Raw genomic sequence first — 16,821 nt, 5'->3', positions numbered from 1 at the left:
AGCTCGGGACGAGTCGTCGACGGGCTCTTGACGGCGCGCGTCATCTGTCCGTAACGTGAGCGCCCATCAGGAATCAATACGTATTAAGGATGGCCATGGCAGCGCAACGGCGGCGCCCCACCCAGGTGGACATAGCCCGGCGTGTGGGCGTCTCCCAGGGGACGGTTTCGCTGGTCATCAGTGGTGGCGCGGCGAGCGACCAGGTCGCCGAGAAGACCCGCCGCGCGGTGCTCGAGGCCGCCGCAGAGCTCGGATACACGGTCAACGCCGCGGCGCGCAGGCTCAAGGGCGGACGTACCCGGATGCTCGGCCTGTACACGTTCGAGCCGGTGTTTCCGGTGGACCAGCGGGACTTCTACTTCCCGTTCCTGCTCGGCGTCGAGGAGGCGACGGCTCGCTACGGCTACGACCTGCTGCTGTTCAGCTCGGCCACGGCCGGGGGTACTCGACGCATCTACGCGGGCGGGGTCAACCGGCTCAAGGTGGCCGACGGCTGCGTGCTTCTCGGTCGCCATCTGCACCGCGACGACCTGGCCGAACTCGTCCACGAGGACTTCCCGTTCGTGTTCATCGGACGCCGCGAGGTCCCCGGTGAGGAGCTGTCGTACGTCGCCGCCGACTACGTGGGCGCCACTCGGGACATGGTCCGGACGCTCGCCGATCGCGGGCATCGGCATCTCGCGTACCTCAAGCTGAGCGGAGATCAGGAACCGACCCGGGACCGCGAGTCCGGGTTCCGGCTGGGGCTCGGTGACGTGGGGATCGCCGGCGACGGCTGCGTCGTCCACCCCATCGACGACCACGGCGTCATCACGGGTGACCTGCTGCGCAGCTGGCTGTCCGCCGGCGTGACGGCCCTGCTGGTGGAACCGAGTGAGGACGACTCCACGATCGCCGCGGTCGAGCGAGCCGCGGCCGAGGCCGGTGTTCGCATCCCCGAGGACTGCTCGGTGGTCCTGCTCGGTGACCCGCCCCTCGGCGAGGGCGCCCGCGACTGGACGCGCTTCTCACTGCCCCGCGAGGAGATGGGCCGGGAGGCCGTCCGGCTGCTCCTGGACCTGCTGGACAACGACGACGGCGAACCTCGTCAGCTGAACGTCGCCTGTACGCCGATCCCCGGCGTCTCCATCGCCGAACCGCCCGCACCGCCGAAGGGACCGCCGCGGTGACCTACTTCATCGTCAAGCGGCTGGCGATCGGCCTCCTCACCATCTGGGGCGTCGTCACCGCGGTCTTCATCGTGGTCCGGCTCGCGCCCGGCGACCAGGCCACGGTGGCACTCGGCCCGGACGCGAGCGCGGCGGAGATCGAGGCGCTGCGGCACACGCTCGGCCTCGACCGGCCCCTGCTGGTCCAGTACTTCTCGTACCTCGGCGACGTCGTGAGGCTCGACTTCGGAGAGTCCTACCGCTTCGGCCGCCCGGCCATGGATCAGGTGATCGAGCGCTTCCCGGCGACCGTCGAGCTCACCCTGGCCGCCACGGTCATCGCGATCATCGCCGGCCTGATCCTCGGCGTCCTCGCCGGCAAGAAGCCGGGCAGCGTCCTCGACCGGGCGGTCTCCACGTTCGCTCTCGGCCTCCAGGCACTGCCACCGTTCTGGGTCGGCATCATGTTCATCCTGATCTTCGCGCTGCAGCTGCAGGTGCTGCCCAGTGCCGGCGGCGGCAGTCTCGCCAACCTCGTCCTGCCGGCGGTCACGCTGTCGATCCCGTTCACAGCGCTGGTAGCCCGCATGACCCGCAGTGGCGTGGCCGAGACGATGTCCGAGGCCTTCGTCCAGACCGCCCGGTCCAAGGGCCTCACCGAGACGCAGGTGCTCACCGGCCACGTCGTGAAGAACTCGCTCATCCCCGTGGTCACCGTCGTCGGTCTCCAGGTCGGGACACTGCTCGGCGGCGCCGTGATCATCGAGACCGTGTTCGCGTGGCCCGGGCTCGGGTCCCTGCTGGTCAGCGCGGTCGGGAACCGTGACTACGCGGTCGTCCAGGCAGCCACCGTCCTGATCGCCCTGTGCGTGATCGTCCTCAACCTGGCCGCCGACATCGTCAACGCCAAGCTCGACCCTCGGATCCGTCTGGAGGCGCGCCGATGACCCAGTCGGACATCCTGCTCACCGAGGCCCCCGGTCCGGCCGCACCTCCCGTCCGGCGCCGGCGCCGGCGGCCCCTCGCCGCGATTCCCTACGTGATCATCGGCGTCTACGTGCTCGCGGCGGCGATCGGCCCGTTCCTGATCGACTACGACCCGGTGGCCACCGAGGTCACCGAGCGCCTGCTACCCCCGGGATCGGCGACGGGGTCCGGTACCGCGTGGCTGGGCACCGACGCCGTTGGACGAGACGTTCTGGCGCAGGTCGTGTACGGCGCGCGGACGTCGTTCATCATCGGCATCGCCGTCGTCACGGTGTGCTGCCTGATCGGTGTCGCGCTCGGCGCGATCGCCGGATACTCCGGCGGGCTGCCCGACGCCGTCGTCTCGCGGACCATCGACATCCTGATGGCGTTCCCCGGCATCCTGCTCGCGATCGTCATCGCCGGCCTGCTCGAGCGCGGCATGCACGTCGTGATCATCGCGTTGTCGGTTGGCGGCTGGGTCGGCTTCGCGCGGCTGTCGCGCAGTATCACGATGTCCACCCGCGAACGCGACTGGGTGGACGCCGCCCGCATCATGGGCGTCTCCAAGCCGGCCACCCTCAAGCGGCACATCGTTCCGTTCCTGGCCGGATCGGTCGTCGCCCTGGCCACGATCGAACTCGCATCGGCCGTGCTGTCCGAGGCGGCCCTCAGCTTCCTCGGTCTCGGTCTTCCCCCGCACATCGTGTCGTGGGGACAGGCCATCGCGGGCGGCCGGGAGCACCTGAGCACCGCCTGGTGGATCACGGTCTTCCCCGGTATCGCGCTCACGATCCTCGTCATCTGCATCGGCCTGGTCGGCGACAGGCTCACCCGGCGGTTCACGCGCAAGCGGGACTAGGGCGCTGGCCGCTCACTTCCAACGACGAAAGGACTCCCGCACATGACTATCCGTACTCGGCGATCGCTGGCGGCGGCCGCAGGCGCCGTCGCACTGCTCATCGGGGCTGCTGCCTGCTCATCCGACGACCCGGCGTCTGAGACCGGTGGCTCCGAGGCGGCCGGCGGCGACCTGACCGTCGCGGGGCCGATCCCGATCGAGAACCTCGACCCCCACGGTGCGGCGAGCCTGGACGCCGGCACCCAGCTCGCGGCTCGGGCGATCTTCAGCCAGCTCGTCGTCAGCAACGGTCCCGGCGAGTTCGAGGGGGAGCTCGCGGAGTCGTGGGAACCCAACGCCGACGCCAGCGTGTGGACGTTCACCCTGCGTGAAGGGGTCGAGTTCTCCGACGGCACTCCTGTCGCCTCGGCCGACGTCGTGGCGTCGTTCGACCGCGTCCTGGCCGGGGAAGGTCCGCTCGCCGGCAACTTCGGCGGGTACACCGCGGCGGCACCCGACGAGTCGACCGTGGTCTTCACCTCTCCGACGCCGGACGCCGCGTTCCTCGGCAAGGTCTCTTCGTTCTTCGTCACGCCGCAGGCCGCCGCGAACGAAGGCTTCTTCCAGGATCCGATCGGGTCCGGGCCGTTCGTCGTGGAGTCGTTCGAGCCTGGGGCGACGCTCCAGCTCGCGCCGAACCCCGGCTACTGGGACGGCGAGCCGGCCCTTGACTCCCTGGAGTTCCAGTCGATCCCCGAGGTGGCGGCTCGGATGACGGCGCTGCAGACCGGCGAGGTCGACGTCACCTGGGCCATGCCCGATGACCAGATCGCGCAGCTGAGGTCGGACTCCAACATCACTGTCGAGAACGTCGCGAGCCCGGCCGTCTTCACGATGTGGATGAACAGCTCCACGCCGGCCCTGCAGGACTCAGCTGTGCGGCAGGCCCTGTGGCAGGCGGTCGACTTCGAGTCGATCATCGGCTCGTTGTACCCGGAGACGGGAACACCGGCGGACTCGCCGATCAGCCCCGCCGTGCTCGGCTACGCACCGCAGGAGCCGGTGGAGTACGACCCGGAGGCGGCCAAGGCGGCGCTGGACGCGGCCGGGTTCGACTACGAGAACACCGTGATCCGGTGGCAGTTCTCGCAGGCCAACTTCCGGAACTTCGTCGACGCGGTGGTCTCCGACCTCGCCGAGATCGGCGTGACCGTCGAGCCGATGGAGAAGGAGCAGGCGGTCTTCCTCGAAGACCTGCTGGCGCTGAACTGGGACATGAACCTCCAGCAGCTCGGGACGCAGGGGTTCGACGCGGCGACCAACCTGGGCCGTCTCTACACGTGCGCGGCGAACCGCATGGGCTACTGCAACGAGGAACTCGATCAGATCCTCGCCGAGGCCGGCTCGACGAGCGACACGGCGCAGCGCGAGGACCTGTATGCGCAGGCGAGCGAGATCATCTGGAACGACGCGGTCGGCATGTACCCGATGTTCGTAGAGCAGCCGTACGCGTGGCGGACCAGCGTCGAGGGCTTCCAGCCCGTCCCGGACGGCGTGCCCTACTTCGACGAGGTCACGGTCTCGGGTGACTGATCAGTACTCGTCCACCGCCGCGGCACCCGCGGCAGGCGACGCGGCCCACGCACCCGGAGCGCCTCTGCTCCGGGTGGAGGACCTCGTGGTCGTGCTGCCGTCGGGTGCCACTCCAGGTACCGTCATCGACAAGGTGTCCTTCGCCGTGGACGCCGGCCGCACGACCGGCCTCATCGGGGAGTCCGGAAGTGGCAAGACGATGAGCGCGATGTCGATCGTCGGGCTGCTGCCGGCCGAGGCGGAGACCGCGGGTCGCGTCACCTGGAGGTCGGAGGATCTCCTCACCGCGGCCGCTCGCCGGATCCGGCAGGTCCGTGGCCGGGAGATCGGTGTGATCTTCCAGGACCCGCTGGCCGCGCTCAACCCGATCCAGACGATCGGCAGGCAGGTCGGCGAGATATTGCGGCGCGGCGGCATGTCGCGTCAGCAGGTCCGAGCCCGGGTCCTGGAGCTGTTGGAGCGGGTCGGGATCCCGGACCCGCACCAGCGGATCGACGTGTACCCGCACGAGATGTCCGGCGGCATGCGGCAGCGGGTCATGATCGCGATGGCGCTGGCCGGAGAGCCACAGCTGATCATCGCGGACGAGCCGACGACCGCCCTCGACGTCACGACCCAGGCGCGCATCCTCCGGCTGCTGGCCGACCTGCGCGAGCAGGAGCACATGGCGATGCTGTTGGTGAGCCACGACCTGCGGGTGATGGCGCACGTCGCCGACGATGTGGTGGTCATGTACGCCGGCCGGGTCGCCGAGCGCGGCCCGGCGCGGGAGGTGCTGGAGCACCCGCTGCACCCGTACACCCGGGCACTGGCGAACAACGTGCCGGCGGTCAGCACGAAGTCGGCGATCGCCGAGCCGCTGCAGGGCGCCCCGGCCAACCCGTTCGACCGGCCCACCGGGTGCGCGTTCCATCCGCGCTGCCCGATGGCACAGGACCGCTGTCGCACTGAGGTGCCGCTCCTGCGTGAGGTCGAGCCGGGCCGGTTCAGCGCCTGCCATTTCTCCGAGAAGGTGGAGCCGTGAGTTCGCACGTTCTGGAGATCCGTGACCTCAGGGTGGCGTTCCCCGGACCCCGCCGGTCGCTGCGCGCAGCTCGGACGATCGTCCAGGCCGTCGCCGGCGTCGACCTGGACATCCGGGCCCGGGAGACACTGGCGCTGGTCGGCGAGTCCGGGTCGGGGAAGTCGACCGTCGCGCGCTGTGTCCTCGGGCTCGTCCGCCCGCAGGAGGGCACGATCACGTACGAGGGCCGAGCGCTCGGGCCGATCGACAAGCGGCCCGCGGAATTGCAGCGCGCCATCCAGATGGTGTTCCAGGATCCCGGCTCGTCGCTGAATCCGCGAATGACCGTGAGCGCGATCATCCGCGAGGCGTGGAAGGTGCATCCCGCGGTCGCGCCGAAGGGCGATCGCCGGAAGGCGCTGGCGGAGGTGCTCGCCGACGTCGGTCTCGACGCGGGCGTCGCCGGCCGCCGCCCGTCGGCGTTGTCCGGCGGCCAGCGCCAGCGGGTGAGCATCGCTCGAGCGCTGGCGCTGCGACCGCGCCTGCTGGTGTGCGACGAGGCGGTCTCGGCTCTGGACGTGTCGGTCCAGTCGCAGATCCTGCGCCTGCTCGTCGATCTCCAGCGCACGCACGACCTGTCGATCCTCTTCATCACGCACGACCTCGCGGTGGTACGGCAGATCGCGGACCGGGTGGCGGTGATGAAGACGGGCGAGCTGGTCGAGTGCACGACGGCCGAGCAGCTGTTCACGGCGCCCGCCCATCCGTACACCCAAGGGCTGTTGAGCGCCGCCCACGACCTGGAAGGCACGAACGTCGGGTTCGAGTACACACGGGAGCAGATCAGTTGAGTACGGACGCGAGCCTCCACACCGACATCCTGATCGTCGGCGGAGGTGTGGGCGGGGTCGCGGCGGCTCTGGCGGCGCTGCGTCGCGGCCGGTCGGTGACCGTGACGGAGGAGTGCGACTGGCTCGGCGGGCAGCTCACCAGCCAGGCTGTCCCGCCGGACGAGCATCCGTGGATCGAGCAGTTCGGGTGCACCCGCTCGTATCGCGCGTTCCGTGAGGGAGTGCGCGACTACTACCGGACCTGGTACCCGCTCACCGCGGCCGCGCGCCGCCAGGCCGACCTGAATCCGGGTCTGGGCCGGGTGAGCCGCCTGTGTCACGAGCCGCGGGTCGCCCTGTCCGTGATCGAGGGCATGCTCGCCCCGTACCGCTCCGCGGGCACGCTGCGGGTCTTGACCGGTCACCGCCCCGTCGCCGCCCAGACCGACGGCGACCGGGTCACGGCCGTCACCGTCGTCGCTCGCGACGGCGTGGGGTGCACCATCGAGGCGTCGTACGTCCTGGACGCCACCGAGCTCGGCGACCTGCTGCCGCTGGCGGGGGTCGAGCACAGCATCGGCTTCGAGGCGCAGTCCGAGACCGGCGAGCCGAGCGCACCGAGTGAGGCGCAGCCGCTCAACCAGCAGGCGTTCTCGTGGGTGTTCGCGGTCGAGCACCGCGAAGGCGAGGACCACACGATCGACCGCCCCGACCAGTACGGGTTCTGGCGCGACTACCAGCCGGACTTCTGGCCGGATCGGCTGCTCAGCCTCACCGCCCCGGACCCGCGGACGCTGGTGCCGTTCACGCGGACGTTCGTGCCGCATGCCCCCGCCGGCCGGGTGGTGGCCGACCAGAGCAAGGACCCCGGCGACCGCGACCTGTGGCTGTTCCGCCGGATCTTCGCCCGGGAGCAGTACGAGCCCGGCCTCGCCGCGAGCGACGTCACCGTCGTCAACTGGCCGATGATCGACTACCTGCCCGGTCCGCTGGCCGGGGTCTCCGACGACGAGCGCGCCAAGCACCTGGAGGGCGCGCGGCAGCTCTCGCTGAGCATGCTCTATTGGCTGCAGACCGAAGCGCCCCGGCCCGGCGGCGGCGCCGGCTGGCCGGGTCTGCGGCTGCGGCCCGACGTCATGGGCACGACCGACGGCCTGGCCATGGCGCCGTACATCCGGGAGTCCCGCCGCATCAAGGCACACACGACCATCGTCGAGCAGGACCTGTCGATGACCGTCCGCGGGGATGCCGGCGCCGTGCGGTACCCGGACTCGGTCGGCATCGGGATGTACCGGATCGACCTACACCCGTCGACCGGCGGCGACAACTACATCGACGTGCCCAGCAGCCCGTTCCAGATCCCGCTCGGTGCCCTGCTGCCGGTCCGGGTGCGCAACCTGCTCGCCGCCGGGAAGAACCTCGGCACGACGCACATCACCAACGGCTGCTACCGCCTCCACCCGGTCGAGTGGAACATCGGCGAGGCCGCGGGCGCCCTGGCCGCGCACTGCCTGGCCCACTCGCTCACCCCGGAGCAGGTACGCGGCGACGCCGTCCGGCTCGACACCTTCCAGAGCGAGCTCGTCGCCGACGGGTTCGAGCTCGCCTGGCCCGAGGTGAAGGGCTACTGACGGCCGACGGACCGTCCTGTCACCGCACGAGAACCAGCTACTCCACCCAACGAAGGGACAAGCAGCATGGTCACACCCGTGAACAGGCGTCATCTGCTCCGTACCGCGGGCATCGCGGGAGTCGCCACCGCGACGCTCGGCGCCGTCAGCGCGTCGGCGCAGGCAGCACCCGCCGTGGACCTGGCCGGCGCCGCGACCCCGCAGGACTTCGGCGCCGTCGGCGACGGCGCCGCCGACGACACAAACGCCATCCAGCAGGCCATCGACGCCCAGCTGACCAAGCCGAACAAGATCGTCTACTTCCCGCCCGGCACGTACCGGATCACCCGGACCCTCGTGATCCCGGACGTCGAGGGCAACCTCGCGCCGAACTTCAACCGCCTCGTGCTCGCCGGCGCCGGGACGATGGGATCGCGGACGTCGATCATCGACGTCGACTTCAACGGCACCGGCATCCTTCTGCAGGCGCCGTTGGCCGCGGTCCGCGGGCTCTCCTTCGTCGCGCCGGCGAGCCTGACGAACACGATCGGCATCCACATCGCCCGCGATGCCGGCCGAGGCACACAGTCCAACACCGACGACATGGACGCGACGATCACCGAGTGCACGTTCGTCGAGTTCTTCACCGCGGTGAAGCACGTCGGGCGCGGACTGGTGTTCACGAACAACCTCGTCGCGGTCGGCGACGTGGGCCTCGACATCTCGTGGCCCACCGGAGGCGTCGCCGGGAGCAACGTCCACGTGCTGCCGTACGGGATGCGCAAGTGGCTCATCGAGGGCAACCATTTCCACAGCATGAGTTTCGCGATCACGACGACCGGCGCCGACGCGCACAACTTCCGTGGTGCGATCATCGCCAACAACATCCTCGACATCGGCCGGCGGTTGTTCACCGGAGGGATCATCAACTCGACCTTCTCCGGCAATGTCGTCGAGAACGGGGCCACCAACGCCGCCGACGCCGCGGTGATCTCCGTGAAGTCGGGTGGCTCGAACCTCACCTTCACCGGCAACGTCCTGGGCGGCGGCGACCCGGGTGGCGGCGCCCGGCCGCGACACGCCATCGAGTTCCGGCCCGAGGCGGCCGCGCGCAACGTCACGATCACCGGGAACAGTTTCAACTGGGTCGACGGGTCGCCGATCTACTTCGGCCGGGCGGCGTCGGAGATCACGGTCTCGGCGAACTCGTTCGACAACTGGAACCTCCTCGCCGAGGAGCGCTGGGCGGCCGTGCGCGTCAACGGCGACGCCACCGACCTCTCGGTGATCGGTAACGCGTTCGGCGCGAACACCGTCGCCGGGGCGCCCCCGGTGCGGGTGATCGGGACGCTGACCGGATCCACGATCGTCGGGAACCTCTTCGACAACACCGCGGGCGTCGTCTACGCCGAGGCGATCGGCGAGGAGAACTACATCGAGCGGCGCAGCGTCGGCGCCAACCAGCACGAGCTCACCGCGGCGAAGAACGGCGCGCTCGTGGTCCGGGCGACCGCCGCGCCAGCAGCCGGTACTGACGCGTACGGCAGCTTCGTCGCCGCGTCGGAACAGCCGATCGGTGCGGGACCGGGGGTGAAGGGCGGTGTACGGGTCGTCCCGGCCAATGCGTCCGGCGCCGCCGCGGTCGAGCTGCTCTGCTCGACGAACGACACCAACGCCGTCGCGGCCATGCGGGTGGACATCAACGGGCTGATCCCATCCGCCGACAACCTCCGCGACATCGGGTCGGCAGAGCGGAAGATCCGTACTGTGTACGCGCACAACCTGCAGCTCACGGTCGTATCGGCGGCCGACCTGCCGGAACCCACGCCGGGAGCCGTGGCCCTGGTGCAGGATGCGTCCACCGGAGCCGGCATCCTCGCCGTCGCCGACGGCACGGGGTGGCGCCGCCTGCCGCTGGGTGCCCTGGTCAGGACCTCCTGAACGGGACAATGGGCCCGCCGGCCGACGGCACGGGCGATGAACAGCGAAGGGATCGACGCGTGAGGCTTGCCAGCTACCTCGTCGACGGCGCCGAACGGTGGGGGTTCGTCGTCGACGAGCCGGCCACCGGGCGGGTCTGGGTGGTCGAACCCGCGCAGGCCGAGGCCTTCGTCGTCCGGTACGCGTCGATCCCGTCGTCGGGCCTGGTCGCCAGTCGTCCCCGGTTCCTCGGGGACGACTGGCCGGCCACGCTCGTGGAGTTCCTCGCCCTCGAGGACGAGGGCATGGCCGCGTTGTCACGGCTGGTGCCGTACGTCGAGCGGTTCGTGGCGCAGTCGGACGCGACGCTGCTGCCGAAGGCCGGGCACCCGGTGGAAGAGGTCGAGCTTCTGGCTCCCGTTCCGCGGCCTCGGCTCTACTGGGGACTGGTGGCGAACGCTCCGTCGTTCGTGCGGAACAACCCGAACACCCGCATCCTCAACTTGTTCCCGCTCGGGCACCAACGGCCGCAGGGGGCGGCGATCGGCTCCGGCGCACCGGTCACCTTCAGAGGCGGCAACCACCAGCCGCTCATGGCCTACAACGTCGAGCTGGCCGTGGTGATCGGCAAGGCCGGCCGGTACATCCCGATCGAGCGGGCGATGGAGCACGTGGCCGGCTACACCGTGGTCAACGACGTGTCCGGCACCTATTACTACGGCATCGTCCCCGGCAACGCCGGGCGCGGCTACTCGCTGCCGGAACGCTACGGCGACTGGCTCTACCAGGCGACCGCCTCCTGGGGCGGGAAGAAGGCCGACACCCTCGCCCCCATGGGTCCGTTCCTCGTGACGAAGGACGAGATCGGCGATCCGTACGACCTGCTGATGTACACCCGGCAGTCGGGGCGAACGCGGGATCGCGCCCACAGCGGCGCGACCCTCATGGGGATCGAGCGCGTCATCTCCTGGTACTCGTCGTTCGCCTCGCTCAACCCGGGCGACGTCATCCACTTCGCGACGATGGGCGTCGACGGCCTGCCGGTGCTCCCGGACGACGTGGCCGACCCGCTGACGCGCCTCGAGGTCGAGATCGAGGACGTCGGCACGCTGGTGAACCCTGTGGTCATCGCCGACGGGACGGACCGGCCGGCGATGCCGTTGGAGTCGCACCCGTCCTATGCGGTGCGGGAGATCGCGACGTCCGGCGCGTCGGCCCTCGAGTCGCCGCGGTCCTGGACGGCCGGGTCGGCTCGGCACTTCTACACGGCGTTCGGCAACCACGAGACCGCCGAGGAGTCCGACGGGCTGCCCCGGCTCGAGGTGCCGCGATTCCTCAACGGTCCCGCGAGCTCGTTGGGGAACGGCGGATCCCCGGTCGAGATCCCGCCGCGTGCGACGGACCTCGTCGTGAGCATCGAGCTCGCCGTCGTCGTCCGTGCGCTCGCGGCGGAGGTGGAGGACGGGCCGGAGATCGTGCTCGGGTACACGCCGTTGGTCTCGGTATGCGACCGCTCGTTCGCCGACGCGGTCGTGGAGCCTGCCCGGACCGGCGAACGCGGCGCCCCCGCCATGTACGGCCGGTGGGCCGACGGGTTCAACATCGTGGCTGACGCGCTCGTACCGCTGCCCGACCACGACTGGCGCGACCGGGCCATGTCCCTGGAGGTCGGCGACCGGGTGGTGAGCGGCTCGACGTCGTACTACATCGCCGGACCGGGCGACCTGATCAGGACCATCTCAGCCATGATCACGCTGTTCCCCGGCGACGTCATCACCTTGGGGTCGACCGCGGCCCGGCTCGTCCTCACCCGGGACGAGTACGACGCCGGCGTCGTCGTCCGTGGCGAGATCGAGGGTCTCGGCAAGATACGTGCCGATCTCGTGCCGCACGGATCGGCGGGCCGCGCATGACGACGACCGAGCGGCCCAATGTGGTGTTGATCCACTGGCATGATGTCGGTACCCATCTCGGCGCGTACGGCCACGGTGACGTGACCAGCCCGGCCGTGGACCGGCTGGCCGCCGAGGGGCTGCGCTTCGGCCGGGCGTTCTGCACGACGCCGTTGTGCAGCCCGGCCCGGGGTTCGTTGTTCACCGGCCGCTATCCGCACACGAACGGGTTGATGGGCCTGGTGAACAGGGGGTGGGAGTACGGTCCGGGTGAGCGGACCGCCCCGGCGCTGCTGTCCGAGCTCGGCTACCGGACCGCTCTCATCGGTCAGCAGCACGAGAGCCGCGACCCGTTCAGGCTCGGCTTCGATGAGGTGTATCCGTGGCCCACGGGTGGGGCACGATGCGGCCCGGTGTCGGTGAAGGCGGTGGAGTGGCTCGAGGCGGCGCCGGCGGAGCCGTTCTTCCTCACCGTCGGGTTCTTCGAGACGCATCGCCCGTATCCGGCGGCGGAGTACCCGCCGGCGGACCCGGCGACGGTCGAGGTTCCGCCGTTTTTGCCGGACAACCACCACACGCGGGAGGACCTGGCCGGGTTCCTCGGCTCGATCCGGGTCGCCGATGCCGCCACCGGCCGCGTCCTGGACGCCATCGACCGGGCCGGCCTGGCCGAGTCCACCCTGGTCATGTTCACCACCGACCATGGGATCGCGTTCCCGCGAGCGAAGGGCACGTTGTACGACCCCGGCATCCGGGTGGCGTTCATCGCCCGGCCGCCGCGATCGTGGGACATCGCGCCGGCGACTCCGGACGGGCTGCTCAGTCATGTCGACGTGCTGCCCACCCTGCTCGACGTGGCCGGCGGCGAGGTCCCACCGTTCGTCCAGGGCACGAGCTTCGCAGCCGTCCTGCGCGGAGAGCCCGGCCCGCGGCGCACCGAGATCTTCGCCGAGAAGAACTACCACGACGAGTACGACCCGATCCGGAGCATCCGCACGGACCGGTTCGCCTACATCCGCAATCTCGAACCGGGCACGCCGCCGAGGTTCTCGGGTGACATCGAGCGCAGCCCGGTGCGGTTGGGTCTGGGTGACGAACAGCTGCGGCCACGACCCGCCGAGGAGCTCTACGACCTCGACGACGACCCGTGGCAGCTGCGCGATCTCGCCGACGACGCGGCGTACGCGAGCGTGAGGGCCGGCCTGGCGGCGCGCCTGGAGGAGTGGATGGTCGAGACAAAGGATCCGGCCCTGACCGGACCCGTGGCTCCGGTGCACGATGAGTGACCGGTCGGCGGCCGGGGTCGGGCCGAACGTCGTGCTGGTGGTGATGGACGACCTCGGCTACGGCGACCTCGGTTGTATGGGGAACACGATCCTGCGGACGCCGCGCATCGACTCCGTCGCCGCGGACGGGATCACTCTGCGGCACATGTACGCGGCCTCGGCGGTGTGCACCCCGTCGCGCGCGGCGTTGTTGACCGGACGGTATCCGCAGCGGGTCGGGCTGCCGCGGGTGCTGAACCCGCGTGACGGCACCGGCCTGTCGGCGTGGGAGTACACCCTGCCGGAGATGCTCCGCGACGCCGGCTACCGGACGGCGATGTTCGGCAAGTGGCATCTCGGGTGCCGGCCGGAGCACTACCCGACCCGGCACGGTTTCGACGAGTACGCCGGGCTTCTTTACAGCAACGACATGCATCCGGTCGAGCTGTTCGACGGGGAGAAGATCTCCACCGCCGACGTCGACCAGGCGGCGCTGACCCGTGCCTACACCGATCAGGCCGTCGACTTCATCGAGCGGCACGCCGGCCAGCCGTTCTTCGTCTATCTCGCGCACACCATGCCGCACATCCCGCTGCACGTGGGGGACGAGTTCGCCGGCCGGTCGGCCGGCGGCAGGTACGGCGATGTCGTCGAGAGCCTGGACCACCACATCGGCCGCCTTCTCGACAGGCTCGACGACCTGGGCCTGGCCGACGACACCCTCGTCGTGATCACCAGCGACAACGGGCCGTGGTTCGAAGGCAGCACCGGCGGGCTGCGCGGCACCAAGCTGCACACGTACGAGGGCGGGATCCGGGTCCCGTTCGTCGCTCGATGGCCGGGACGGATCCCGGCGGGCGCGGTGTCCGACGAGCCGGTGTGCCTGTTCGATCTGCTCCCGACCCTCGCCGGCCTGGCCGGCGCAGCGGTGCCGCAGGACCGGCCGATCGACGGCATCGACATGTCCGCCGTCCTCACCGGCGGACCGATCCCACGACCGCGGCCGCTGTTCTTCTTCCATTGGTGGACGCTCAACGCCGTCCGATCGGGGCCGTGGAAGCTGCACCTCGACCGCTTCCCACGCGACCCGAACCGAGCCCAGGGCAGGGAGCTGCCTCAGCTGTTCAATCTCGAGCTCGACCCGGCCGAGACCTACGACCTGCGCCACGGCCATCCCGACGTCCTCGAACACCTCACCAGCATGGCGACCCGGTTCGAGGCCGAGATCGCCGGCCAACGCCTGGCCGCGGAGGCCCGCGCCGCGGGCCGAGCGACCGCGCGGTAGCCGGACCGCCGGCGCGGGCGGGGACAAGGTCACCTTCGCCGCCGGCGTCGTCGAGCCCGGCTCGACCATCCACACCGACGGCGCCCGAGGGCTGCGCCGGCTGGCCGACCTGGGCTACACCCACCACTACACCACCGGCCACAACGCCGCGGACAAATCCGCCGTCCTGCCCGGAGTTGCAACGACCCGGAGACCGCGCGGATGGTGACTGAACTCTGCAGCAGGTAGCGCGCGACATCGACTCACCTGCGCTACAGAGGCACGCCGTCGGCGAGGAAGTGCTTCCAGTGCCCCTCGGAGACGACCTCGACGTCGCCGTCGTCCACCACGATCGCGGTCTCGTCGTCGATCGCGTACGCCGGACCGCCGAGCCCGGCCGCCCACTGCTCGGCGGCGTCCATGGTGTTCGCTGGCAGCATCGGGTGGTCGACGTGCGGGAAAATCGAGAAGTCGACGAGCCCCAGCGCGCGGTCGTCACCCGAGGGCGGCTTCCAGCCGACGAAGTACTCCCCGATGCGCGGGGTCGTCACCATGCTTCCGGCACTCATCCCCACGTAGACCGTGTCGGTCAGGGACGGGACGAGGTCCGTGAATCCGGCCTCGCGCATCCAGTGGTTCAGGTACAGGGCGTCGCCGCCCGAGACCAGCAGGACGTCGGCCTCCCGGACCAGGGGGACCCACTTTTCCTCCGGGATGCTCGGTAGCGCGGTGAGCTCCAGCACCCCGACGGACTTCCACCCAAGCTCGATCATCGGCTCGTTCGACCGTCCGGCGATGAACTCCCACGCCGCCGCTCCCGGGCCCGCCATCGGGTGCCCGTACATCGCGGTGGGGATGGCCAGGGCGGTGCAGTCGGCGATCGGCCTGCCGAGGAGGTCGAGCAGCGTGTCGTGGATGCTCGGGTTCTTGACGCCCGCGGACGTGAGCAGAAGCCTCACGATGCCTCCTGAGTCGAGTGACGGAGCGGTGCGACCTACAGACCAGGGACCGTCGGGGGAATCATCGCTTGTGGTCTCGAAGAGCTCAACCGACGCCAGCCGGCGACTTGAGCCTCCCCCAAGGAAGATGCCCCACCGTGGCCCGCATGACCGCCTCGCGCACGCTCCGGCCGCACCCGCCGTCATCGCCGACGGAGCCACAAAGGCGGCACGTCTGCTGATCCGCCTCAGTCCGTTGCCTGCGGACTGAGGCGGATGCTTGTTGGAACTGGACACGTGCGGCCGCCAGAACCAGGCGCAAGCTGGCGCCAGTCAGTGAACAGCACCTACGCCGCATATCGGATGGCTGAGGCGAGAGCGGTGAACGAGCCAGCTTGGCTCAAGCTGTCATGCGTCAAGAAGTTGGTCTGTACGCCGAATACCGACTCACGGGAGGCTGACGCCATGCGGAAACTGACCTTCGGCATGAACATGAGCCTGGACGGCTACATCGCCGCTCCCGGCGACGACCTCGGCTGGAGCGTGCCGAGCGACGAGCTGTTCCAGTGGTGGTCCGACCGGGTGGACGCGACGGGCCTGGCGCTGTACGGGCGCAAGCTGTGGGAGACGATGAGCTCCCACTGGCCGACCGCCGACCAGCAGCCGGGTGCCACACCGGCGGCGATCGAGTTCGCCGGCCGCTGGCGGGACATGCCGAAGGTGGTGTTCTCGGAGCAGCGGGTCGTCGCCGGTGAACGCCTCGGCGAAGGTGCCGCCGCGGAGGCATGGGCCGTTGTCGGTGACCACGCGATCGGCGCCGCCGTCTGACCAATGACGTAGTCGTCGGCGTCGACGACGTCCATCTCGCCGCGGTCGGCGCGGAGGTCGTCGAGGTCGAGGACCCGTTCCGCCTCGACGACGGCGCGGCGCAGGTAGGCAAGCGCGTCGGCGCCGCGAGACGTGGGTGTGACAGTAGCTGCGAGGCAGTACTTGGTGGCGTAGTCGATCACCGCGCAGATCCGCCAGATCCCGCCCCGGGCGGTTCCGAACTCGGAGAAGTCCGTCTGCCAGACCCGGTTCCGCTGCCTCGGCGGGTCGCGGAACACCCGCTTACGTAACCGCGCCCAGGATCTGCGGTCAGCGCGGAACCCGGACGGCAGCAGCAGCCCGCGGCGGCGCAGCGCCCGTTCCACGGTCGAGGTGGACACCTCGCAGCCGTCGGCGCGCATCATCGCGGCGATCTTGCGGTGCCTCCAGGCCGGCCAGTCCGCTGCGTACTTGGCTGCGGTCGCGAAACCCGACCCTTCTCCGTGATCGACTCGGTGGCGGCGGTGTGAGCCGCCATGGGGGTGGTTCATCCTGGCGCTGCCCGCTGCGGCGGCCGGGCGTCCGTGCCCGGGGGCCGGTCGTGGTCGCGGGTGTTGACATGAGCGCCAACTGTTGGCGCTGGTGTCAACACGCCCGGGTCGTGTTCGGTGCCCTGGCCGGGTCGGCCAGGCCCGCAGGCGCGGCCGACGCCGTGACGACGCCGACGTCGCCGTGCCGATCACC

The 16,821-nt window shown here is 70.3% G+C and carries 12 protein-coding genes and 1 pseudogene; 12 read left to right on the top strand and 1 reads right to left on the bottom strand.

Annotated features, from left to right (window positions below; all coding sequences use genetic code 11):
* Nucleotides 1-95: 95 nt before the first annotated feature.
* The 11 genes from E1262_RS02250 to E1262_RS02200 all read left to right on the top strand — a co-directional run bounded on the left by E1262_RS02250 (nucleotide 96) and on the right by E1262_RS02200 (nucleotide 14,353).
* On the top strand, nucleotides 96-1,169 hold the full coding sequence (locus E1262_RS02250; protein ID WP_132101414.1) for a LacI family DNA-binding transcriptional regulator: 1,074 nt from the start codon (nucleotides 96-98) through the stop codon (nucleotides 1,167-1,169).
* On the top strand, nucleotides 1,166-2,095 hold the full coding sequence (locus E1262_RS02245; RefSeq protein WP_132101413.1) for an ABC transporter permease: 930 nt from the start codon (nucleotides 1,166-1,168) through the stop codon (nucleotides 2,093-2,095). Before E1262_RS02250 ends, E1262_RS02245 begins: the two co-directional genes overlap by 4 nt.
* Nucleotides 2,092-2,976, top strand: coding sequence for an ABC transporter permease (locus tag E1262_RS02240; RefSeq protein ID WP_132101412.1), 885 nt, complete (start codon nucleotides 2,092-2,094; stop codon nucleotides 2,974-2,976). Before E1262_RS02245 ends, E1262_RS02240 begins: the two co-directional genes overlap by 4 nt.
* A 42-nt stretch (nucleotides 2,977-3,018) precedes the next feature.
* Entirely contained in the window at nucleotides 3,019-4,548 is a 1,530-nt protein-coding gene (locus E1262_RS02235) for an ABC transporter substrate-binding protein (protein WP_132101411.1), read from the top strand.
* On the top strand, nucleotides 4,541-5,572 hold the full coding sequence (locus E1262_RS02230) for an ABC transporter ATP-binding protein (protein ID WP_132101410.1): 1,032 nt from the start codon (nucleotides 4,541-4,543) through the stop codon (nucleotides 5,570-5,572). The genes E1262_RS02235 and E1262_RS02230 overlap by 8 nt, the downstream gene beginning before the upstream one ends.
* Nucleotides 5,569-6,402: an ATP-binding cassette domain-containing protein gene (locus E1262_RS02225; protein ID WP_132101409.1), complete on the top strand. Its 834-nt coding sequence runs from the start codon at nucleotides 5,569-5,571 to the stop codon at nucleotides 6,400-6,402. Before E1262_RS02230 ends, E1262_RS02225 begins: the two co-directional genes overlap by 4 nt.
* Entirely contained in the window at nucleotides 6,399-8,012 is a 1,614-nt protein-coding gene (locus tag E1262_RS02220; RefSeq protein ID WP_132101408.1) for an FAD-dependent oxidoreductase, read from the top strand. Before E1262_RS02225 ends, E1262_RS02220 begins: the two co-directional genes overlap by 4 nt.
* A gap of 78 nt (nucleotides 8,013-8,090) precedes the next feature.
* Nucleotides 8,091-9,932 (top strand): glycosyl hydrolase family 28-related protein, encoded by a 1,842-nt coding sequence (locus tag E1262_RS02215; protein WP_162605728.1) that lies wholly within the window; start codon nucleotides 8,091-8,093, stop codon nucleotides 9,930-9,932.
* Nucleotides 9,933-9,991: 59 nt separating this feature from the next.
* On the top strand, nucleotides 9,992-11,824 hold the full coding sequence (locus E1262_RS02210; protein WP_162605727.1) for a fumarylacetoacetate hydrolase family protein: 1,833 nt from the start codon (nucleotides 9,992-9,994) through the stop codon (nucleotides 11,822-11,824).
* On the top strand, nucleotides 11,821-13,089 hold the full coding sequence (locus E1262_RS02205) for a sulfatase family protein (protein WP_132101405.1): 1,269 nt from the start codon (nucleotides 11,821-11,823) through the stop codon (nucleotides 13,087-13,089). The genes E1262_RS02210 and E1262_RS02205 overlap by 4 nt, the downstream gene beginning before the upstream one ends.
* A complete protein-coding gene (locus E1262_RS02200; protein ID WP_132101404.1) occupies nucleotides 13,082-14,353 on the top strand; it encodes a sulfatase family protein in 1,272 nt (423 codons plus the stop codon). The genes E1262_RS02205 and E1262_RS02200 overlap by 8 nt, the downstream gene beginning before the upstream one ends.
* A gap of 251 nt (nucleotides 14,354-14,604) precedes the next feature.
* On the opposite strand, the gene E1262_RS02195 is transcribed toward E1262_RS02200, so the two are convergent.
* Nucleotides 14,605-15,291: a Type 1 glutamine amidotransferase-like domain-containing protein gene (locus E1262_RS02195; RefSeq protein ID WP_132101403.1), complete on the bottom strand. Its 687-nt coding sequence runs from the start codon at nucleotides 15,289-15,291 to the stop codon at nucleotides 14,605-14,607.
* A gap of 444 nt (nucleotides 15,292-15,735) precedes the next feature.
* On the opposite strand from E1262_RS02195, the pseudogene E1262_RS02190 reads away from it, so the two are divergent.
* A pseudogene (locus E1262_RS02190) lies at nucleotides 15,736-16,038 on the top strand (dihydrofolate reductase family protein); the annotation flags it as partial.
* Between the last annotated feature and the right edge of the window lie 783 nt (nucleotides 16,039-16,821).

It is taken from the genome of Jiangella aurantiaca (assembly GCF_004349105.1).
Lineage (GTDB): Bacteria > Actinomycetota > Actinomycetes > Jiangellales > Jiangellaceae > Jiangella > Jiangella aurantiaca.
This window is presented reverse-complemented; position numbering and strand designations above follow the sequence as displayed.

What these genes read in the sequence shown, in the direction of transcription:
- E1262_RS02250 (WP_132101414.1), top strand. Translation starts at nt 96, where the DNA reads ATGGCAGCGCAACGGCGGCGCCCCACCCAGGTGGACATAGCCCGGCGT.
- E1262_RS02240 (WP_132101412.1), top strand. Translation starts at nt 2,092, where the DNA reads ATGACCCAGTCGGACATCCTGCTCACCGAGGCCCCCGGTCCGGCCGCA.
- E1262_RS02235 (WP_132101411.1), top strand. Translation starts at nt 3,019, where the DNA reads ATGACTATCCGTACTCGGCGATCGCTGGCGGCGGCCGCAGGCGCCGTC.
- E1262_RS02205 (WP_132101405.1), top strand. Translation starts at nt 11,821, where the DNA reads ATGACGACGACCGAGCGGCCCAATGTGGTGTTGATCCACTGGCATGAT.
- E1262_RS02200 (WP_132101404.1), top strand. Translation starts at nt 13,082, where the DNA reads ATGAGTGACCGGTCGGCGGCCGGGGTCGGGCCGAACGTCGTGCTGGTG.